This is a genomic window from Shewanella sp. VB17 (genome assembly GCF_013248905.1).
GTDB lineage: Bacteria > Pseudomonadota > Gammaproteobacteria > Enterobacterales > Shewanellaceae > Shewanella.
Genome location: NZ_JABRVS010000001.1, coordinates 3,199,620 through 3,220,598, shown reverse-complemented (window position 1 = coordinate 3,220,598; position 20,979 = coordinate 3,199,620). Strand labels below are relative to the sequence as shown.

General features: G+C 40.0%; 19 protein-coding genes. 13 read left to right on the top strand and 6 right to left on the bottom strand.

The features are described from left to right. Positions 1-31: 31 nt before the first annotated feature. The 4 genes from thrS (at position 32) to rplT (ending at position 3,164) form a co-directional block, all read left to right on the top strand. Positions 32-1,960: a threonine--tRNA ligase gene (thrS, locus tag HQQ94_RS13805; protein ID WP_173294966.1), complete on the top strand. Its 1,929-nt coding sequence runs from the start codon at positions 32-34 to the stop codon at positions 1,958-1,960. Between the two features lie 3 nt (positions 1,961-1,963). Next, entirely contained in the window at positions 1,964-2,506 is a 543-nt protein-coding gene (gene infC, locus HQQ94_RS13800; RefSeq protein WP_173296648.1) for a translation initiation factor IF-3, read from the top strand. A gap of 85 nt (positions 2,507-2,591) precedes the next feature. Next, the gene (rpmI, locus tag HQQ94_RS13795) at positions 2,592-2,786 is read left to right on the top strand and encodes a 50S ribosomal protein L35 (RefSeq protein WP_173294965.1); all 195 of its coding nucleotides are present in this window, start codon (positions 2,592-2,594) and stop codon (positions 2,784-2,786) included. Positions 2,787-2,804: 18 nt separating this feature from the next. Beyond that, a complete protein-coding gene (rplT, locus tag HQQ94_RS13790) occupies positions 2,805-3,164 on the top strand; it encodes a 50S ribosomal protein L20 (protein WP_173294964.1) in 360 nt (119 codons plus the stop codon). A gap of 173 nt (positions 3,165-3,337) precedes the next feature. Here the strand turns inward: rplT and trxB are convergent, their stop codons facing one another. Continuing rightward, positions 3,338-4,294 (bottom strand): thioredoxin-disulfide reductase, encoded by a 957-nt coding sequence (gene trxB, locus HQQ94_RS13785; protein WP_173294963.1) that lies wholly within the window; start codon positions 4,292-4,294, stop codon positions 3,338-3,340. Between the two features lie 149 nt (positions 4,295-4,443). Next, positions 4,444-5,559 (bottom strand): alanine dehydrogenase, encoded by a 1,116-nt coding sequence (ald, locus tag HQQ94_RS13780; protein WP_173294962.1) that lies wholly within the window; start codon positions 5,557-5,559, stop codon positions 4,444-4,446. Positions 5,560-5,740: 181 nt separating this feature from the next. Between ald and lrp the strand changes: the two genes are divergently transcribed. The 6 genes from lrp to serS all read left to right on the top strand — a co-directional run bounded on the left by lrp (position 5,741) and on the right by serS (position 12,705). Next, complete coding sequence (lrp, locus tag HQQ94_RS13775) at positions 5,741-6,244, top strand: leucine-responsive transcriptional regulator Lrp (protein ID WP_173294961.1); 504 nt, start codon at positions 5,741-5,743, stop codon at positions 6,242-6,244. A gap of 177 nt (positions 6,245-6,421) precedes the next feature. Continuing rightward, positions 6,422-8,959, top strand: a complete 2,538-nt coding sequence (locus HQQ94_RS22995; protein ID WP_375335697.1) for a DNA translocase FtsK 4TM domain-containing protein — start codon at positions 6,422-6,424, stop codon at positions 8,957-8,959. Positions 8,960-9,065: 106 nt separating this feature from the next. Beyond that, positions 9,066-9,692, top strand: coding sequence for an outer membrane lipoprotein chaperone LolA (gene lolA / locus HQQ94_RS13765; RefSeq protein WP_173294959.1), 627 nt, complete (start codon positions 9,066-9,068; stop codon positions 9,690-9,692). 9 nt (positions 9,693-9,701) lie between these two features. Continuing rightward, positions 9,702-11,033 (top strand): replication-associated recombination protein A, encoded by a 1,332-nt coding sequence (locus HQQ94_RS13760; protein WP_173294958.1) that lies wholly within the window; start codon positions 9,702-9,704, stop codon positions 11,031-11,033. Beyond that, positions 11,026-11,400 carry a fluoride efflux transporter CrcB gene (gene crcB / locus HQQ94_RS13755; RefSeq protein WP_173294957.1) on the top strand — a complete coding sequence of 125 codons (375 nt, stop codon included), beginning with the start codon at positions 11,026-11,028 and terminating at the stop codon, positions 11,398-11,400. The genes HQQ94_RS13760 and crcB overlap by 8 nt, the downstream gene beginning before the upstream one ends. Positions 11,401-11,418: 18 nt before the next feature. Continuing rightward, positions 11,419-12,705, top strand: coding sequence for a serine--tRNA ligase (gene serS / locus HQQ94_RS13750; RefSeq protein WP_173294956.1), 1,287 nt, complete (start codon positions 11,419-11,421; stop codon positions 12,703-12,705). A gap of 688 nt (positions 12,706-13,393) precedes the next feature. Here the strand turns inward: serS and HQQ94_RS13745 are convergent. After that, complete coding sequence (locus HQQ94_RS13745; protein WP_173294955.1) at positions 13,394-13,717, bottom strand: hypothetical protein; 324 nt, start codon at positions 13,715-13,717, stop codon at positions 13,394-13,396. A 434-nt stretch (positions 13,718-14,151) separates the two neighbouring features. On the opposite strand from HQQ94_RS13745, the gene HQQ94_RS13740 reads away from it, so the two are divergent. Further along, entirely contained in the window at positions 14,152-15,978 is a 1,827-nt protein-coding gene (locus HQQ94_RS13740; RefSeq protein WP_173294954.1) for an AsmA family protein, read from the top strand. A gap of 124 nt (positions 15,979-16,102) precedes the next feature. Here the strand turns inward: HQQ94_RS13740 and HQQ94_RS13735 are convergent, their stop codons facing one another. Both HQQ94_RS13735 and gloB read right to left on the bottom strand, forming a co-directional pair. Further along, a complete protein-coding gene (locus HQQ94_RS13735) occupies positions 16,103-17,647 on the bottom strand; it encodes a LysM peptidoglycan-binding domain-containing protein (protein ID WP_173294953.1) in 1,545 nt (514 codons plus the stop codon). Positions 17,648-17,736: 89 nt separating this feature from the next. After that, the gene (gene gloB / locus HQQ94_RS13730; RefSeq protein WP_173296647.1) at positions 17,737-18,513 is read right to left on the bottom strand and encodes a hydroxyacylglutathione hydrolase; all 777 of its coding nucleotides are present in this window, start codon (positions 18,511-18,513) and stop codon (positions 17,737-17,739) included. 216 nt (positions 18,514-18,729) lie between these two features. On the opposite strand from gloB, the gene HQQ94_RS13725 reads away from it, so the two are divergent. Further along, complete coding sequence (locus HQQ94_RS13725) at positions 18,730-19,476, top strand: class I SAM-dependent methyltransferase (protein ID WP_173294952.1); 747 nt, start codon at positions 18,730-18,732, stop codon at positions 19,474-19,476. A gap of 64 nt (positions 19,477-19,540) precedes the next feature. Further along, complete coding sequence (locus HQQ94_RS13720; RefSeq protein ID WP_173294951.1) at positions 19,541-20,434, top strand: LysR substrate-binding domain-containing protein; 894 nt, start codon at positions 19,541-19,543, stop codon at positions 20,432-20,434. A 35-nt stretch (positions 20,435-20,469) separates the two neighbouring features. Here HQQ94_RS13720 and rnhA read toward each other — a convergent pair whose 3' ends face one another. After that, positions 20,470-20,946 (bottom strand): ribonuclease HI, encoded by a 477-nt coding sequence (rnhA, locus tag HQQ94_RS13715; RefSeq protein ID WP_173294950.1) that lies wholly within the window; start codon positions 20,944-20,946, stop codon positions 20,470-20,472. Positions 20,947-20,979 lie beyond the last annotated feature (33 nt).

Below are 20,979 nucleotides of genomic sequence, written 5' to 3'. Positions count from 1 at the left end.
CGTGGGGGTCACCACTGGATAAGGAATTTTCATGCCTGTTATTACACTTCCTGATGGAAGCAAACGTGAGTTTGCTCATCCTGTTTCTACGTTAGATGTTGCAGCCGATATCGGACCGGGTCTCGCCAAAGCGTGTATCGCAGGTCGAATTAATGGTGAGTTGAAAGATGCTTGTGACATTATCGATACCGATTCCGAGTTGTCTATTATTACCGCTAAAGATACCGAGGGTGTAGAGATCCTTCGGCACTCATGTGCTCATCTACTCGGTCATGCATTCAAGCAATTATGGCCAGAAGCAAAAATGGCGATAGGACCAGTAATCGATAATGGTTTTTATTATGATATCGATTTAGAGCATAAACTGACCCAAGAAGACATAGATGCGTTGGAAAAGCGCATGGTACAACTTGCAAAAACAAACTATGTTGTTAAAAAACGAGTCGGAAGCTGGCAAGTGGCGCGTGATACGTTCGAAGCTCGTGGTGAAACATATAAAATGGCGATCCTTGATGAGAATATCAGTAATGATTCTCAACCTGCGTTATACCATCATGAAGAATACGTTGATATGTGCCGTGGCCCACATGTTCCAAACATGAAGTTCTGTCAGCACTTTAAGTTAATGAGCGTTGCTGGTGCATACTGGCGTGGTAACTCAGAAAATAAGATGTTACAACGCGTCTATGGCACAGCTTGGGCAGACAAAAAAGCCCTTAAAGTGCACCTTAATCGTTTGGAAGAAGCCGCGAAACGCGATCACCGTAAAATTGGTAAGCAACTTGATCTTTATCATATGCAAGAGGAAGCACCCGGTATGGTGTTTTGGCATAATGATGGCTGGAGTTTGTTCCTCGAACTTGAGAAATTTATTCGTCAAAAGTTAGGGCAATACACTTACCAGGAAGTGAAGGGGCCATTAATGATGGATCGTGCACTGTGGGAACGTTCAGGCCATTGGGACAAATACTCCGATGCAATGTTCACGACCAATTCTGAAAATCGTGAATATGCCATTAAGCCAATGAACTGTCCCGGTCACGTGCAGATATTTAATCAAGGTTTGAAATCATACCGTGATCTGCCTTTACGTATGGCTGAGTTTGGTTGTTGTCATCGTAACGAACCCTCAGGCTCTTTACATGGGCTGATGCGTGTTCGAGGCTTTACTCAAGATGATGCTCATGTTTTTTGTACTGAAAATCAGGTACAACAAGAGGTGAGTGCCTGTATCAAGATGGTGTATGATACATACGAAACATTTGGCTTTAAAAATATCGTTGTTAAACTTTCTACGCGTCCTGAAAAACGCATTGGCGATGATGAGATGTGGGACAGAGCCGAAGATGCCCTTAAACATGCATTAAAGGCAAATGATATCGCTTTTGAGATTTTACCTGGTGAAGGTGCATTTTATGGTCCTAAAATTGAATTCACACTTCACGACTGCTTAGATCGCGCATGGCAGTGTGGTACTGTTCAACTTGACTACGCTTTACCTGAGCGTCTTGGAGCGACATATGTTGCCGAAGACAATAGTCGTCAAACGCCGGTAATGATCCACCGTGCCATTTTAGGATCGTTAGAGCGTTTTCTAGGGATTCTTATTGAAGAATATGCGGGTAAATTTCCAACTTGGTTAGCGCCTATGCAAACCATTGTGATGAATATTACCGATAAACAGTCTGATTATGTCGATGAAGTCGTAAATATTTTAAAAGAAAGTGGTATTCGTGCCTCTAAAGACTTGAGGAATGAGAAAATAGGCTTTAAGATACGCGAACACACTCTAAGACGTGTGCCTTATTTATTGGTCATTGGTGATCAAGAAATGGAAAATAAGGAAGTTGCGGTGCGAACCAGAGATGGTATTGACTTAGGTAAAATGCAAATCACAGAATTTGCTTCTAAGATCAAAAAACAAATAACGCTCCGTAGTCTCAATTTGTTGGAGGAATAGGTCATAAAGATCAAAAAAACAGCAGGGCGCCAGGCGGCCCCGAATAGAATCAATGAACTCATTGTAGGTGTTCCAGAAGTACGTTTAAACGGTCTAGATGGTGAGCCTGTTGGATTATTAACAATTAGAGAAGCACAAGAGTTAGCCGATGAGGCTGGTGTGGACTTAGTTGAAATTAGTCCTAACGCTGAGCCGCCGGTTTGTCGTATAATGGACTACGGAAAGTTTCTTTTTGATAAAGCAAAGTCTCAAAAAGAACAAAAGAAGAAGCAGAAAGTTGTACAGGTGAAGGAAATTAAATTCCGTCCCGGTACAGACGAAAATGATTATCAGGTAAAACTACGCAACCTGAATCGTTTTCTAGATGACGGTGACAAAGCGAAAGTAACGCTGCGTTTTCGTGGTCGCGAAATGGCTCACCAAAGTCTTGGTATGAATCTTTTGAATCGTATTAAAGATGATTTGGCTGAGATAGCAGTTGTTGAGTCCTTTCCTAAAATGGAAGGTCGCCAAGCTGTAATGGTACTCGCGCCGAAAAAGAAATAGTAAGGCCAACAAAAAAGTAGCAGAGATCTGTTAAGATGTCTGCTCGCCTTGCGTTTTATTAATGTCCCAATGCGGAGTTTTAGCAATGCCTAAAATGAAAACAGACAAGGGTGTAGCGAAGCGTTTTAAGAAAACCGCTAATGGTTTCAAACGTAAGCAAGCCAATTTACGTCACATTTTGACCAAGAAGAGCACTAAGCGTAAACGTCACTTACGTGCTAAATGTTTAGTATCTAAAGCTGACATGCCTGCAATTGCACGTCAACTACCTTACGCTTAATTAAAGGAGCAATGAACAATGCCTAGAGTTAAGCGTGGTGTAACCGCTCGTGCTCGTCACAAGAAAGTACTTAAACTAGCTAAAGGTTATTACGGAGCTCGCTCACGTACTTACCGTGTTGCGAAGCAAGCCGTAACTAAAGCGGGTCAATATGCCTATCGTGACCGTCGTCAAAAGAAACGTCAATTCCGTCAACTTTGGATTGCACGTATCAATGCGGCTTCTCGTCAAAATGGTCTATCTTACAGCCGTTTCATTAATGGTTTGAAAAAAGCCTCTATTGAAATCGATCGTAAGATCCTGTCTGACATCGCTGTTTTTGATAAAGTTGTGTTTACAACTTTAGTTGAGAAAGCAAAAGAAGCGTTAGCTAATTAATTAGCTAAATCTGCTTTAAAAAGGGACCTTAGGGTCCCTTTTTTAGTATTACAGTTTTACTTACTGAACATCAATGTGATGTTATTCTAAGTTCGGCTATCTATCATCACAAAAAAATAGCAGAACTTATGTCTGCTACTAATAATTAAAGAATGAAATGGAACCGACGAGTATTAACTCTTTTTTGCATCCAAGTAACGTTCTGCATCAAGTGCAGCCATGCAACCTGTTCCAGCAGACGTGATAGCTTGACGATAATGTTGATCCATAACATCACCCGCCGCAAATACTCCCTCTATGCTTGTTTGAGTAGCATTACCTTCTAGGCCACTTTGTACCTTGATATAGCCATGGTTCATTTCAAGTTGGCCTTCAAACATTTGCGTGTTGGGCTTATGACCAATTGCAACAAACACGCCCATCACTTCAAGATCTTGAATTGTAGCATCTTTGGTACTTTGCATCTTAAGGCCTGTTACGCCCATTTGATCACCGACAACTTCATGTAATGTATTATGTAAGTGTAAGATAATGTTACCATTGGCAACTTTGTCCATTAATCGTTTTGTTAATATTTTTTCGCTGCGAAAAGTATCACGGCGATGAATTAAGTGAACTTCAGATGCGATGTTGCTTAGGTAAAGGGCTTCTTCAACAGCAGTATTACCACCGCCAATCACCGCGACTTTCTGGTTACGATAGAAGAAACCGTCACACGTTGCGCACGCTGAAACGCCTTTCCCTTTAAATTTTTCCTCAGAATCAAGACCAAGATACATCGCCGAAGCGCCAGTAGAGATGATTAAAGCATCACAAGTAAACTCGCCATTATCTCCTTTTAATTTAAAAGGACGTACTTGGAGATCAACTTCATTAATGTGATCGAAAATGATGTCAGTTTCAAATTTTTCCGCATGTTTTTGCATGCGTTCCATCAAAGCCGGACCGGTAAGATCTTCAGCATCGCCTGGCCAATTTTCAACTTCTGTAGTGGTGGTCAGCTGACCACCTTGTTGAATGCCCGTGATCAAAACAGGTGTTAAGTTTGCGCGGGCTGCATATATTGCTGCAGTATAGCCGGCAGGGCCTGAGCCCAAAATCAGTAATTCACAGTGTCTAGCTTGACTCATTATTATCTCCATCCTTTATCGCTAATGACGGCGATTGTAGGAAATTTATGGCAATGGGTAAAGCGCTCTTTACCCATTCTTTTAGATTGTACTCATCGAAAAAGGGAGCCTAAGGCTCCCTGTTAATATTGTTGACTAAAAATTTTGTTTTAACTGAGTAAAATTTTTGGATCAACAAACTCTAAATTTAATGCTTCAGCGACTTCTTGACAGGTGATCTTACCGTGCATAACATTTAGGCCATTAAGTAAATGCTTGTCTTGCAAAAGTGCATGTTTGTAACCAAGATCTGCAAGCTTAAGAATATAAGGAAGGGTGGCGTTGTTAAGTGCGAACGTTGAGGTTCGAGCTACCGCTCCAGGCATATTGGCGACACAATAGTGGACAACATCATCTACGATATAAGTTGGATCTTGATGAGTGGTGGCATGAGATGTTTCAATACAGCCGCCTTGATCGATGGCGACATCAACAATTGCGGAACCAGGTTTCATACGCTTAATATGATCTTTGGTGACGAGTTTAGGTGCTGCAGCACCAGGAACTAGTACCCCACCAATAACAAGATCAGCTTCTAAGACATGCTTTTCGATAGCATCAGCGGTAGAATAGATGGCCTTAACTTTGTTATCAAATTGTGCATTTAAACGACGAAGAGCGTCGATACTACGATCTAAAATAACGACATCAGCACCGAGACCTACGGCCATTTGTGCAGCATTAGTCCCCACCATGCCGCCACCGATAATCACGACTTTAGCTGGTTCAACTCCAGGAACACCGCCGAGTAGCATACCACGACCGCCCATGGACTTCTCGAGTGCCATAGCTCCAGCTTGAATAGACATACGACCTGCAACTTCTGACATAGGAGCAAGAAGGGGCAGCGTACCACGATCATCAGTCACTGTTTCATAAGCGATACAAACAGCACCACTTTTGATTAAGTCTTCAGTTTGAGGGAGATCAGGAGCAAGATGAAGGTAAGTAAACAGCAGTTGATCTTCGCGTAACATCGCACGCTCAACAGCTTGTGGTTCTTTTACTTTAACGATCATTTCAGCAGTGGCAAACACTTCAGCAGCAGTCGCTAAAATAGATGCTCCCACATCGATATAATCTTGATCTGTAAAACCAATTCCGGAACCAGCATTTGTTTCGATAAAGACCTTATGATTTCTATTCGTTAATTCACGTACGCTTGATGGGACCATTCCAACGCGATACTCGTGATTTTTGATTTCTTTAGGTACACCAATTATCATCTTAGAGCCTCAAATTGCATAAAAACCCATTAAAAATGGGAAAAATTGTTATATTTGTCATGACCTAAACGTGATTAGTTCAGGGAAATCTAGTATAGTATCAGTTCGGCAGTTTATGCTGCTAAACTTTGAATATACCTAGTGATAAGTATTGTTTTAGTGACAAATCAAGGTTGATAATATGGTTGGTAGTAAAACAAGTCCAATAAAAGACTTAGATCGTATAGATCGAAACATACTTAATGAATTGCAAATGGATGGACGCATTTCCAATGTAGAGTTATCGAAACGGGTAGGGCTGAGCCCTACTCCTTGTTTGGAGAGAGTGAAAAGACTCGAAAAGCAAGGGTATATCAACGGATACACAGCGTTAGTCAACCCTCACTTTTTGGGTGCTTCTTTACTTGTGTTCGTTGAAATTACGCTCAATCGTGATAGTTCGGAAGTGTTTGATAAGTTTAATCGTGCTGTACAGTTACTCGATGATATTCAAGAATGTCATCTAGTCTCAGGCAATTTTGACTATCTATTAAAGACACGAGTCTCTGATATGTCTGCGTATCGTCGATTATTAGGTGAAACTTTACTAAAATTGCCATCTGTTTCTGATACACGTACTTACGTGGTAATGGAAGAGGTTAAGCAAACAAATAAGGTTGCAATAAATATTACTGCAGAATCTTAGTGTTTTAATGTAATAATGACGAAAGGAGCCAACTATGGCTCCTTTTTTTATCCTACTCAATGACGATAAAATCGTCGTTCACATTAATTTAGCTTCATATTCTTGCTTTTCTATGGGGTTAATCGCTGCAAACTGTGCATAAATTTGATATCTTTAGCATACGTATTTTTATTTTTTATGGGTTTCTATTTGTTTAAAGCAAATAATGTTAACACGCTTAGTGGAGTACACCGCCTTCTGGAAGGCGGCCTCATTATATGTTGCATGTTAGCAACTTATGTACTGCTAGCGCTGAGTAGCTTTCATTCTTCAGATCCAGGTTGGAGTCAGTCACATTTCGAGGGTGAGATCTTAAATCTCACTGGTGCTGTTGGTGCTTGGTCTGCCGACGTATTATTTTACTTGTTTGGTTATATTGCTTATTTAATTCCCATTATTATAGCGTTGACTGGGTGGATTTTATTTAAGCGTACGCACAGATTACTGGAAATTGATTATTTTTCAGTGGGATTAAGATTAATAGGCTTTTTATTAATGGTCTTTAGTTTAGCAGCTTTAGCCAGTATGAATGTGAATGATATCTATGATTTTTCTGCTGGAGGGGTGTCTGGTGATGTTATTCGTGATGCGATGCTACCTTACTTCAATACGTTAGGCACAACTCTATTGCTTCTTTGTTTCGTTGGTGCAGGCTTTACATTATTAACGGGAATTAGTTGGTTTACAGTCGTTGATTTAACTGGTTTTTACACCATTTACTTATGTCATTTTCTGCGAGATATTCCGCTAAAATTTAAGACTAAATCTGAAGAAACTGAAGATACTCGTGGCTTTATGTCTATCTTTTACACATTCAAAGAGAAACGACAGAACCAAAAAAAATATGATGCTGAGAACGCAGGTCCCTTTGAAGCACAGACCAGCAAGGTAAAGTCTAATGCCTTAGAGAAGGCGACAAGCAAGCATCAAACGAATCGTTATCTTGATTCCGCTAATACGGTGAGTGTAATTGATGATAAGTCTGCGAATGAATTAGATGACATTGATTTTGATCACCAGCTCGTTATTGATGAGGGCGATGATGAGGTGGTTTTTGATAAAAAAATGTCACTAGATACTGTTAATTCAATTGCTGTGAAGCCAACAGAGAAAGCTAAAATTGTTGACGGTATTGTGATCCTTCCTGGTCAAAATCTGCAAGATGCAACCAAAGCTGTCACCCCATTGCCTTGTATCTCGTTATTAGATGTGCCTAATAGGCAAGATAATCCTATTAGCCGTGAAGAACTTGATCAAGTGGCAGCATTAGTTGAAGTTAAGCTGGCTGAGTTTAATATTGTCGCTAAAGTCATGGGTGTGTTCCCAGGCCCTGTTGTTACAAGGTTTGAGCTTGAATTAGCCCCGGGTGTTAAAGCGTCAAAGATCACTAATTTGTCTAAAGATTTAGCACGTTCATTATTAGCCGAAAGTGTACGAATTGTTGAAGTCATTCCAGGCAAAGCCTATGTCGGTTTAGAGCTCCCTAATAAATTTCGTGAAACAGTTTTTATGCGTGATGTATTAGATAGCAAAGAATTTACTGAAAGCGAATCTCATTTAAGTATGGTTTTAGGGCAAGATATTGCAGGTAAACCTGTGGTCGTCGATCTGGGTAAAATGCCTCATTTACTGGTTGCAGGCACAACAGGCTCAGGTAAATCAGTTGGGGTCAATGTGATGATCACCAGCCTACTTTACAAGTCAGGCCCTGATGATGTTCGGTTTATCATGATCGATCCCAAAATGTTGGAGTTATCCGTTTATGAAGGGATCCCACATCTTTTATGTGAAGTGGTGACTGACATGAAAGAAGCTGCGAACTCTTTACGTTGGTGTGTTGGGGAGATGGAGCGCAGATATAAGTTAATGTCAGCGCTGGGTGTGAGAAATCTTAAAGGGTATAACGCTAAAATAAAAGAGGCAAAAGCCTCGGGAGTGCCTCTTTTTGATCCTTTGTGGAAGTCATCAGACAGCATGGAGCTCGAAGCGCCAGAGTTAGATAAATTACCTTCAATTGTCGTCATTGTTGATGAATTTGCTGATATGATGATGATAGTCGGTAAAAAAGTGGAAGAACTGATTGCTCGTATTGCCCAAAAGGCACGCGCTGCAGGTATTCATCTTATCTTGGCAACCCAACGTCCCTCTGTTGATGTTATCACCGGCTTGATTAAAGCTAACATTCCAACACGGATGGCATTTCAGGTTTCAAGTCGAATAGATTCACGTACTATTTTAGATCAGCAAGGAGCGGAAGCGTTGTTGGGGATGGGTGACATGCTTTATCTTCCACCTGGTACTTCTGTGCCAAACCGAGTTCATGGTGCATTTATTGACGATCATGAGGTTCATGCCGTGGTTGCAGATTGGCATCTTCGAGGGAAACCACAATATCTCGATGAAATTATACAAGGTGCACCTGAAGGCGCACAAGTATTGTTACCTGGAGAGACCAGTGAAAGCGAAGATGACACGGATGCGCTTTATGATGAAGCGGTTGCCTTCGTGACTGAAACACGCCGAGGCTCTATTTCTAGTGTACAGCGTAAATTTAAAATTGGTTATAACCGTGCAGCACGTATTATCGAACAGATGGAAGCACAAGGTGTGGTCAGTTCACAAGGGCATAATGGTAATCGTGAAGTGCTTGCACCACCACCACCTAAAGTCTTTTAGTATGCTTAATAGATCAAACTGATCATGAATAAAATCCTAATTAGATGAAAATTCGCTGGTTATAGGACACGATTTTCTATGATAAAAATGAGATGAAGGAATTGAAATGAGAAAGGTGTTATCAGCATTTGTGCTTGCATTACCATTATTAGCATCACAGTATGTTCAAGCAGACGAGTCATCTGCACTAAAAACCAAGCTAACAGAAGTGTCGACGCTGAAAGCAAAATTTGAACAAACAGTGACAGATATCAATAATAAACAGATCCAAAAAGGCAGCGGTGTATTTGCGCTTGCTTATCCAAATCAATTCTATTGGCATCTCAAAGCTCCCGATGAGTCGCTTATTGTTGCTGATGGAAAAGATGTGTGGATTTATAATCCTTTTGCCGAAGAAGTTTCTGTTATGGATTTAAATCAAGCCATTAATGCATCCCCAATTGCGTTGTTAGTGCATCGAGATGAAGAGACTTGGTCTCAATATTCAGTGACGAATACTAATGGTTGCTTTAATATTACGCCTAAAAGTGTAGAGGGTGGCGTTGAGTCGGTGAAAGTGTGTTTCGATGGTAATACCCTGACCAAAATGGTGTTACATGATCAACAAGGTAATGTGAGTCAATTTTCGCTGTCAGAACAAACAGGGATTGCTGATAATGAGTTATCCATGTTTAAATTTATTGTGCCGGATGATGTTGATATCGATGATCAACGTTTAAAAGAGATTAACTAAGAGGCATTAGTGTCAAGTTTCAGTTTCGATTTTACCCCTGATTTTAGACCTTTAGCTGCGCGAATGCGCCCTGAAGAGATATCTCAATATATAGGTCAGTCACATTTACTCGGTGAGGGAAAGCCTTTGCGCCAAGCTCTTGAAGCGGGTAAGGCGCACTCAATGATGTTTTGGGGACCACCTGGTACAGGTAAAACGACCTTAGCTGAGCTTGTTGCACATTATGCCAATGCCCATGTTGAACGTATTTCGGCGGTGACATCGGGTGTAAAAGAGATCCGTATAGCGATTGAGCATGCAAAAAGTGTGGCTGAATCTCGTGGACAGCGTACCTTGTTGTTTGTTGATGAGGTGCATCGATTTAATAAAAGTCAACAAGATGCTTTTTTACCTTTTATCGAAGACGGCACGATTATCTTTGTTGGTGCAACGACTGAAAACCCTTCATTTGAAATCAATAACGCCTTGTTGTCGCGTGCTCGTGTATACCTGATTAAGAAATTGACCAACGAAGAGATAGTGCTTATCGTTAATCAGGCATTGTCTGATGAGGTGCGTGGATTAGGCCAACGTCGATTATGTATCCCTGAACATGTGGCGATTAAATTGGCGAATATTTGTGATGGAGATGCGCGTAAAGCGCTTAATCTCATTGAACTCATGAGTGACATGATTGTTGATGGTGAGAGCTTTACTGAGGATATACTTCAGGATGTTGCTGGACATCAATTGTCTGGTTTTGATAAAAATGGAGATCAATTCTATGACCTCATCTCTGCGGTACATAAGTCTATTCGTGGGTCTGCGCCAGATGCTGCTTTGTATTGGTTTTGTCGTATGATAGAGGGAGGCTGTGATCCTCTTTATATCGCACGTCGTTTATTGGCGATTGCTTCAGAAGACATAGGTAATGCAGATCCGGTTGCCATGACGGTTGCGCTTAATGCATGGGATTGCTTTCATCGAGTGGGTCCCGCAGAAGGTGAGCGAGGGATTGCTCAAGCCATTGTATACCTTGCTTGTGCACCTAAAAGTAATGCGGTTTATACTGCTTTTAAAGCAGCACGTCAGCTCGCACGTGAGACGCCAAACGATGCAGTGCCAATACATTTAAGAAATGCACCCAGTCAATTGATGCAAGATTTGGGCTACGGTGAAGGATATCGATATGCTCACGACGAATTGAATTCTTATGCCAGTGGTGAATGTTATTTTCCAGAAAGATTAGCCCAAAGTCGTTTCTATTACCCAACAGAGCATGGTTTTGAGCAACGGATAAAAACTAAATTAGCGCAATTAGCGCAACTTGATAAAAATAGCAGGATGAAAAGGTATGAATAATATCTTATTAGTGGCTTTAGGGGGATCAATTGGCGCTGTTTTTCGTTATTTACTGTCAATTTTAATGCTTCAGCTATTTGGCTCTTCATTTCCTTTTGGTACACTATTAGTCAATATCATGGGCTCATTTATGATGGGAAGTATTTATGCTTTAGGTCAAGTGAGTGAAGTCAGCCCTGAATTAAAAGCTTTAGTCGGTGTTGGCTTATTAGGCGCACTGACAACATTTTCAACCTTTTCCAACGAGACCTTGTTACTTATTCAGAGTGGAAGTTGGTTAAAGGCACTGTTAAATATCACGCTGAACCTTTGTCTATGTTTATTCATGGTTTATTTAGGGCAGCAGTTGGTTTTTTCTCGCATATAACTATTAAGAATATCAGACATGTTAGATCCAAAATTTTTGCGTAATGAATTAGAAGTGACAGCCGAAAGGCTCGCAACCCGTGGTTTTATTTTAGATGTAGAGCGCCTTAGTAAATTAGAAGAACAACGTAAGTCGCTGCAAATGGAAACCGAAGACCTACAGGCTTCGCGTAATGCGATCTCTAAATCCATTGGGCAAGCCAAAGCCAAAGGGGAAGATGTTGCGCCTATAATGGCTCAAATTGGGGATCTTGGATCACAACTGGATGCTAAGAAGCTTGAGCTTGCAGGCTTACTTGACACACTTAACTCTATAGCAATGAGTGTGCCTAATTTACCTGATGCATCGGCGCCAATCGGTAAAGATGAAACTGAGAATGTAGAAATTCGTCGTTGGGGCACAATTAAACACTATGACTTTCGTGTTAAAGATCATGTTGAACTGGGCGAAGCGTTAAGCGGATTAGATTTTAAATCTGCAGTTAAGATCACTGGCTCACGTTTCATTATCATGAAAGGCCAAATTGCGCGTATGCACAGGGCATTAGCACAATTTATGTTAGACCTTCATACGACCGAGCATGGTTATATTGAAACTTATGTGCCTTTGTTAGTCAATGAAGACAGCTTAATGGGAACGAGTCAGTTGCCAAAATTTGGCGAAGATCTGTTTCATACTAAACCTGCAACAGAAGAAGGGCAAGGCTTAGCCTTAATTCCAACTGCTGAAGTGCCGTTGACAAATACTGTACGTGATACCATTGTTGATGAAGCAGATCTACCGATAAAATTAGCCGCCCATACACCTTGCTTTAGAAGTGAGGCGGGATCATATGGCCGTGATACCCGTGGTCTTATTCGTCAACATCAGTTTGATAAAGTTGAAATGGTGCAACTGGTTAAGCCTGAAGATTCTATGGCTGCTTTAGAATCATTAACGCGCCATGCTGAAATAGTATTAGAGAAACTTGAGCTACCATATCGGACCATGATCTTATGTACTGGTGATATGGGCTTTGGTGCCAGTAAAACCTTTGATATTGAAGTATGGTTACCGGCTCAAAATACTTATAGGGAGATCTCTTCATGCAGTAATATGCAAGATTTCCAAGCTCGTCGCATGCATGCACGCTATAAATCTAAAGAGGCTAAAAAGCCTGCTTTACTTCATACGCTCAATGGCTCTGGGCTTGCGGTAGGTCGTACGTTAGTTGCGGTGATGGAAAACTATCAAAATGAAGATGGCACTATCACGGTACCTGAAGTGCTGCGTGCTTATATGGGTGGTTTAGATAAAATCGGTTAATGTAGGCATAGGACATATGTGCTACTTTGATTGATTTAGCTCAATTGCTGTGCTTTGTTACTATCATACTCGTTAAATGTGACGAAGCTAGTATTGTAATCCTTGAAAAATCATATAATGATATAATAAAACCTTAACGATTCAAATGCTTAAGGTTTTATTATAGTCATATTACTGAGCACGAATGTCTTGTATTTAGCAATGGTATAAAACATATTCGAATAACCTTCTGTGTATGTACATTAATTATGAATTGAAAACTAGAGGTAATATGTGTTGGTTAATGATCGAATATAAGTGCTGACATTTTACTTAAATAATATCTGACGACGACAATAAGTTATTTTACAGATAACCATTGTTTATAAAATTACATTATTTATACCTGCACTTATATAAGTCAACCAATTAAAAATTTGTCATTTTAGCCTAAATAATGACTGAGCGATCATAGAAAAGTTAATGCTTTCCTAGAGCAAGATGATGAATTCATCGAAGCGGCTAGGATCTGATGCATTTCGCTATTATTAGAGCTGCAACCGAAGAACGAATGTAGTTCAGTTATTGCTAAGTGTAATGTTGACGTCACCCATATGGATGATATTCCATTAGACAATCAATATTAAAAGTCTAATGATAATTTACAATAAATGAAGTCATTAATTTTAAATTCAGTGACCGACTTAGCTTAGCGTGCTTGATCACTTTGCTCTTGCATTATATGTAAGACTTCATCATAGGATATGCTGAATTGCCTAGATAAGTTAATTATCTTGGTTTTATATGTTTGGATGTTCTCTTGTTGGACGATTAAGTGTTTCTTTTTATTAACAAGTTCGTTTACTGTTTCTTGTAATATTAATAAACGACGTAGGTTATAATCTAAGGATTCGATATATTTTCCCATCTGCTGCTTATTACGAGCTTGAGTGAGATCGCTTGATTGCTTTTTGTCATAACCATATTCATCAAGTGCTGCAAGCGCACTTTGTAAATCAAGATTTTCGTTCATTATTGATCACTTTTTAAAGAAAAATTACTGAGTAGCCATGGCTAAAATTCGCTATGGTCGCTTATTATAGACTTATAAACACATTTCTTAAAGAGATTCATATTGTTTATGCATAAATAAGTACATATTACGCAATGTCAGCCATCATTATCTGCATTGTAAAAGAGAAACTCAAGTGTATTTAGAGAATAATTAGGTTGATTTTATTAGGCTTTAGATTGACATACTAGAGAAATACAAATTAATTATACCCTCAAACTGTCTATTTATGATGGTTTTTCATTTTGAAGCTGTTTGGCTATAATGTTGTTAACATTATAATTATGAAGGGTATGATGCTATTATTCAGAGTAAAATGACGTGTGGATTTTGAGTGGGTAACTCGATTTATTGTTCATACTTGAATTTAATGCTCAATTTAGACGGGATCCGTTATGAAAATGTTGAAATGGTTTTTTATCGTATTAGTACTCTCTTTTACCTCATTAGCTGGCTATCTGATGCTTATTTTTGACCCCAATGACTTTAAGCCTGAGTTAGTCGATGCTGTTAAGGATAAAACCGGTCGAAATTTGGTGATTGAAGATGATTTAACATGGACGTTTTTTCCTGCAATCGGCATTGAGTTATCCAACATATCTCTTTCAAATCCAGAAGGCTTTAAAGCAGCTTCTATGCTCAAAGTAAATAAGATTATTGCCGAGGTTGCCCTAATACCTTTATTTAGCCAAAAAGTTGAAATTGCTCAACTTAATTTAGATGGACTGACAGTTCAGTTGGAAACTCGTCAAAATGGACAAACCAGTTTTGATGGTTTAGACGGAGGAGAAAGTAAACCTGAACCTGAACTAACAGAGACCTCAGTAGAAAGCGGCGGAGTGTCGTTATCAAGTTTAGATATTGGTGGAATAGCGATAACCAACACGAGAGTGAGTATGTCAGATGAAATCGCTGGCACAGAGCAAGTGTTCATGTTAGATAAATTCACTTTAGGGAAGTTTGGTTTGGGAGAATTTGCTCCCTTTGTTTATCAATTAAGCGCTGAACTTCCTGATATTAAGTTAACAAGTCAAGGTGAGGGGATGATCAAGGTTGCAGATTCTTTACTGTCGCTTCAGTTAAAAGATTTTAAAATCGAAAATTCTGTCATGGGCGAAACTATTCCTAATAAGCAATTAAATAGCCAGTTACTCACTCAAATTGAGATATTTTTGGATAAGAAGCAACTCCAACTGACGCTCAATGAATTGACAATGGCTGATATTGAAGGCTCTGGAGAAGTGAACATCGCTTATGGACTAAAGGTTCCGACGATTAAAGGTAAGCTTGATCTGGGGGATATTAATTTGGATACATTGATGCCCGCAGAAAAAGCATCAAAAGAGAAAACTGCCACCGTTAAGGTTAGCTCAAATGAAGAACCTGATTTATCGGCATTGAAATTAGTGAATTTCAATTTAGCATTAACTGCCAAGTCAATAAAATTGGCGAATATACTCACGAGTCATTGGTTGATGAAAGCCAACCTTAGTGACGGCGTATTAACATTGGAGCAGCTAAATGCTGATCTTTATAAGGGAAAATTAACCGCAAGTGCTCGACTTGATGGACGCCAAAAGGTGCCTAGCTATCATTTCGATAAATCGGTGCAAGGCGTACAGATCCTTGAACTATTGAAAGATGCTGCAGGTGTAGAGCTGTTGGCTGGAACGGCAAATTTTAGTGTTAAGGGTAAGGGGCGAAGTCTGACTACTGATAATCTGAAGAAAAATCTAGCAGCGAAAGGAAAATTCGAAATTGCTGACGGCGCACTTTATGGTGTGAATATTCCACAAATGATCCGCGATGCTAAAGCGAAACTCAGTGGTGACTTATCTTCCGGTTCAACGCCTGATCAAAAAACAGATTTTACCAGCCTGACAGGTTCATTCTCAGTGGTTAAGGGCGTTGCTACTAATCCTGATCTATTAATGGCTTCACCTTTGATCCGGCTTGAAGGAGCTGGAACGGCCAATATTATTACAGAGGCATTAAATTATTCATTAACAACATCGGTTGTCGGCTCTCTTGAGGGACAAGGAGGTGGAAAGCCTGATGCGCTCACTGGTGTTGCCATTCCTTTTGCTATAAAAGGAAGTTTTTCTGATCCTAAATTTACATTAGATACTAAAGCTTTGTTCGATGTTAAGTTGAAACAAGAAACAGACAAAGTAAAAGATAAGTTAAAAGACAGTATTTTGAAGAAATTTGGTGCCTTTTAATAAAAGGGATCTGGTTATATTAGTCGATGACTGACTTGTAATACATCATTATAAATAAAAGCCTATGTATGATATTGACGTACATAGGCGTTATTATTATAGAGTATGCAGTGCTTTATAATGTTTATGCTCTAACATTGTTCATATCTACAAAGAGTTTAAGTGTTTGCCCTGGTTGGATATATTTACTTTTCTCTAAGGCATTCCAACGGACAAGATCCGTTACACTTATTTTAAATTTCGTCGCTATACGTGCCAAAGAATCACCTTGTTTGACGGTGTAATTGACGGTACGAGTCAATGCAGAAGATTTGGTATTAATCCATATAGTAAGGCGCGTCCCTATGTTCAGTATGTCTGTGGACGACATATTGTTCCAACTGGCAAGTTGGGAGGTTGAGACTTTATAACGCTTGGCTATTTCCCAGATTGAATCACCAGATTTTACCGTATAATTAACCTTATTTCCCTGTTTATTTTTTTGCTTTAAGAGTTTTCTCTGAGTTGTAGAATAAGCATATTGTTCTGGGCTCTTAGCCGCAACAGGGATCAGTAGGTGTTTACCTATCACGATAGTATTGTCTGGGATGTCATTGACGACACGTAGCGCGGAAACGCTAGTGTGATAACGCTGGGCAATAAGCCCTAAGCTGTCCCCGGATTTTATTTTATATCTTTCCCAGTTTAATCTTTCATCCGAGGGTGTGTTGCTAAGCGCTAGGGCAAATTCTGAGGCTTTGTTTACCGGAAGCACTAGATTATGTGGGCCATTAGGTGCTGTTGACCAGCGGTTATAACCAGGGTTGAGTTTATGCAGTTCTGATGTGGTCATGTTTGCCAATTCCGCGGCTAAAGCTAAGTCAATTTGACCACCAATATCCACGACTTGAATTAAAGGTTTATTCTTGATCGGCATGAGCTTGATACCATACTTATCCGCATGTTTAATCACATCGGCCAATGCTAACATCTGAGGAACGTATCGTTCGGTTTCTGTTGGGAGATCTAATGACCAAAAATCGGTCCCTTTACCTTGTTTTTTATTGTTATTAATGGCATTAAGTACACGGCCTTCACCCGTATTATATGCCGCCATTGCGTAGAGCCAATTACCGTTAGTCTTCTTGTAAAGGTATTCGAGCATATCCAGAGCTGCGACGGTTGCAGCAGGGACATCTCGACGACCGTCATACCACCAATTCATCTTAAGACCAAAATATTTGGCCATCGGGGCTGTAAATTGCCATAGACCAGAAGCTGCGCCATGGGAGTAGGCAAAAGGGTCGAACGCACTCTCGACGATGGGCAGCAAAGCCAATTCTATTGGCAGATCACGTTTTTCAATTTCCTCTACAATCATATACAGAAATGGCTCAGCTCTTTGTGATACTCGTTCGAGGTGTTGAGGGTGTTTGATATACCACTGACGATACTGATTAACGAGTTTTTGATCTGGAATTGGAAAGTGTAGACCTAAGCGTATTCGTTGCCAAACATCGTTAACTTCAACCGCTTTTAACGTCGAAGTTTGTGCTACTTTGGTTAAGGATATGGCAGGTTGCACTGGTTTTTTACTTGGTGTACTCAAATCTGTAGTGGTTTGAGTTAATGACTGACAACCTGATAGCAGGGCAAGGCCTCCTGCTATGAAAAATGTGTGTATGCGCATTTAAAAAGAAATTCCTCAATGTCGCCCCTTTACCTTTAGGAGTATAGATAAAAAAAGGGCTTAATTAGCACGACATTGTAATTTATTTTCTAAGCCTTGTCTTTCCATTGCCTGAGAAGCCCAAAAGTTGTTATTACATCTGATGAGTCTTGATTGAAATGTTGATTAACTGAAGTGATAACCTCAAGTTTATGACAACGTAAGAAAGGATTTATGTCTTGTTCAATTTCGATACTTGAAGGTAAAGTGGCTTGATCGTTGGCACGAATACGATGGCAATGAGCATGATAATGAGCTAAATCTGGGTTGTTAGGTTCCACATCCATTGCAAATTTTAGGTTGGATAAGGTGTATTCATGGGCGCAGTAAACACGTGTTTTAGGATCTAAATTAGCTAAGCATTGCAGTGAGTGGTAAAGTTGACTTGCGCTGCCTTCAAACAAGCGTCCACAACCTCCGCTGAATAAGGTATCACCGCAGAACAACTCATCTTGTATATGATAGGCAATATGTCCTAAGGTATGGCCGGGTAAATAAAAAATAGAAGCCGTGACGCCTAATGCTGGTAACAATATTTGTTTTTGATCTGTAATGGGTTGGTTTATATGGGCTATATTCTCACGTGATGGTCCAAAAATATCCAGCATGGTAGTGCTGTACTCTATGAGTCTCTTGATCCCTCCAGTGTGGTCATGATGATGATGAGTGATTAATATACCTGCTAGTGTCAGTTGATGAGTTTGAAGATAGTGAATGACAACATCAGCATCACCAGGGTCGACCACATAGACTAAAGGCGAAGTCGGTAAGGAAATAACCCAAATATAGTTATCAACAAATGCCTGGATTGGGGTAACGGTTAACATTGAAGTCGCAGACATATTTGTTTCCAAATTAAAATTCCCCTTGATAGGACGAATGTTGTGATAACGTGTGTACATTATTAGTTTACTTTTCGACGCTATTGCTTGTACAGCGCTTTATCTAGACTTATGTCGATACTGCCATTATAACGTCTATTGATTATTACAGGTTATACTGATTTTACTTCAACCAATGAGTGTTTGTTTTAGGGAGTAGCTATGCCGGAAAATACAATACACTTATCGCTGACATCTTGGTCACAACTCCCTAATGGAGAGCAGATTAAGCGCTTAGTCGAACAGATTTTAATGCCTTGGTGGCCCAAAGTATTTGGTTATCATATGCTCAGTTTAGGTGAATTAAGTGCTGATCTTAAGATGCCAGAGCTGCCTGTGGCCCGCCGATTTTCTTTGTTTGATGGTGATAGTGCTTCATTGAGAGCTGATTTTACGGCATTGCCGATCCAAAATGGGGTTATCGATGCAGTGGTGATGAGCATGCTATTGGAATTTGAAACAGATCCTTATAAATTACTACGAGAAACAGATAGAGTATTAATTTCTGGTGGTTATCTTTTTATTATAGGGTTTAATCCGTTAAGTCCTGCATTTATGGGGAAGTTACTGCCTAGATATCAACAAAAATTACCTTGGAGTGGACGTTTTTTTATGCCTTCACGGGTGAAAGATTGGCTAGGCGTATTAGGTTATCAAGTGATTTCTGATGAGCGTTTTCTTTATCATCATTTATTAAGAGATTTAAAAGAAAACAGTATATGGCAAGATGCTTTGCAAGCATGGTTACCCAGTAGCGGTAGCTTGTATCTGATTGTTGCTCGAAAACTTGAGATCCCTTTGACGCCAATTCATGAAAAGCGCAAGGTGAGGCAAGCTCAATGGGCTACAGCACCGAGCGCGGGTAGAAATGAGCATTTTAATGCAGAGCATAAAACCGATAAACCATAGGCTAAATAGAAGCGAATAATTATTTTTTACCGCTTTTTTACCTATTAACATATATTAGAAGCAGATGAGAATTACACTAAAACAACTGACTATTTTTGAGGCTGTGGCGCGCAGTGGACAAGTAGCACGAGCCGCTGAAATGGTCAATTTGTCTGCACCCGCAACGTCTATGGCATTAGCTGAACTTGAAAAGCAACTGGATGCACGTTTGTTTGAAAGAGTAGGAAATAGACTTAGATTAAATTCGCAAGGCAGTTTACTTTTGCCCCTTGCGACTGAGGCTTTACAGAAATTTGATCAGATAGAATGTTTATTTTTATCTCCTGATGCAGAATTCAGTGGCACTTTGAATGTCAGTGCCAGTTCCACGATAGGTAATTTTATGTTAGCGAAAAGTGCAGTTGCATTTTGCCAGCAACATACTCGTGTGCAAGTGGACTTAGATATTGATAATACTCAAGCGGTGATTAAATCAATTGTTGAATTTAGAAGCGAGATTGGCTTTATTGAAGGCCAATGTTTAGATGGCCGCGTCAAAGTTGAAGCGTGGCACAAAGATAGATTGCTTATCTTCTGTCATCCAGCGCACCCTCTTGCTGGTCAACACGTATCGCCTAAGGCACTACAAGGGCAGTTTTGGGTCATGCGAGAGGAAGGCTCTGGTACACGTGAACATTTTATCAATGCGGCTAATGCACTGGATATGCAACCCGTCGAGCGATATATATTTCGCACCCCAGAGGCCATTAAACAAGCCGTTAAACAAGGGGCGGGCTTAGCGGTGTTATCTGAGCTCACGTTAGCGAAAGAAGTGAGCCGTAAAGAGGTAGGTATTATTGAAGTTGAAGGCTTATTTCTTGAAAGGCAATTTTATCGTATTCACCATAAAAGTCGCAAATCAACATCACTTTGTGATGGATTTGTTGATTTTTGTAGCCATCTTTTTAATGTGGAGTAAAACACAGATAGTCTTCTTAATGCAGTCTAGGTAGTTCAATTATTAGGCTGGTAACCGAGATCTTTTTGGCTTGGTTTAGCTTCTGCTGCTGTTCTGGCTAAGATGTCACAGCGTTCATTTTCTGTATGACCACTATGGCCTTTTACCCAGCGCCAATCTATCTTGTGTGGTTGAGATGCAATATCGAGTCTTTTCCATAGGTCGACATTTTTAACTGGCTGTTTTGTCGAAGTCATCCAATTTTTTCTTTTCCAGCCATGGATCCATTGAGTGATCCCTTGTTTCATATACTGACTATCACTCGTTAGTACGATGTTACAAGGAACTTTTAAGGCTTCTAGAGCGATAATCGGCGCGAGGAGTTCCATACGATTGTTTGTTGTTAATAAAAAACCATCGGATAGCTCCTTAGTGTGGGCATTGTATTTCATTACTACACCGTAGCCGCCAGGACCGGGGTTGCCTAGACAGGAACCATCGGTAAATATAGAGAGCTGTTTCATAACGGTCATCAAGTGTTACCATAGTCAAATCATGGGGCGAGT

Bases quoted from the DNA above. Each gene is read 5' to 3' on its own strand.
- thrS (WP_173294966.1), top strand. From the start codon at position 32: ATGCCTGTTATTACACTTCCTGATGGAAGCAAACGTGAGTTTGCTCAT.
- rpmI (WP_173294965.1), top strand. From the start codon at position 2,592: ATGCCTAAAATGAAAACAGACAAGGGTGTAGCGAAGCGTTTTAAGAAA.
- rplT (WP_173294964.1), top strand. From the start codon at position 2,805: ATGCCTAGAGTTAAGCGTGGTGTAACCGCTCGTGCTCGTCACAAGAAA.
- trxB (WP_173294963.1), bottom strand. From the start codon at position 4,294: ATGAGTCAAGCTAGACACTGTGAATTACTGATTTTGGGCTCAGGCCCT.
- ald (WP_173294962.1), bottom strand. From the start codon at position 5,559: ATGATAATTGGTGTACCTAAAGAAATCAAAAATCACGAGTATCGCGTT.
- lrp (WP_173294961.1), top strand. From the start codon at position 5,741: ATGGTTGGTAGTAAAACAAGTCCAATAAAAGACTTAGATCGTATAGAT.
- HQQ94_RS22995 (WP_375335697.1), top strand. From the start codon at position 6,422: ATGGGTTTCTATTTGTTTAAAGCAAATAATGTTAACACGCTTAGTGGA.
- lolA (WP_173294959.1), top strand. From the start codon at position 9,066: ATGAGAAAGGTGTTATCAGCATTTGTGCTTGCATTACCATTATTAGCA.
- crcB (WP_173294957.1), top strand. From the start codon at position 11,026: ATGAATAATATCTTATTAGTGGCTTTAGGGGGATCAATTGGCGCTGTT.
- serS (WP_173294956.1), top strand. From the start codon at position 11,419: ATGTTAGATCCAAAATTTTTGCGTAATGAATTAGAAGTGACAGCCGAA.
- HQQ94_RS13745 (WP_173294955.1), bottom strand. From the start codon at position 13,717: ATGAACGAAAATCTTGATTTACAAAGTGCGCTTGCAGCACTTGATGAA.
- HQQ94_RS13740 (WP_173294954.1), top strand. From the start codon at position 14,152: ATGAAAATGTTGAAATGGTTTTTTATCGTATTAGTACTCTCTTTTACC.
- HQQ94_RS13735 (WP_173294953.1), bottom strand. From the start codon at position 17,647: ATGCGCATACACACATTTTTCATAGCAGGAGGCCTTGCCCTGCTATCA.
- gloB (WP_173296647.1), bottom strand. From the start codon at position 18,513: ATGTTAACCGTTACCCCAATCCAGGCATTTGTTGATAACTATATTTGG.
- HQQ94_RS13725 (WP_173294952.1), top strand. From the start codon at position 18,730: ATGCCGGAAAATACAATACACTTATCGCTGACATCTTGGTCACAACTC.
- HQQ94_RS13720 (WP_173294951.1), top strand. From the start codon at position 19,541: ATGAGAATTACACTAAAACAACTGACTATTTTTGAGGCTGTGGCGCGC.
- rnhA (WP_173294950.1), bottom strand. From the start codon at position 20,946: ATGACCGTTATGAAACAGCTCTCTATATTTACCGATGGTTCCTGTCTA.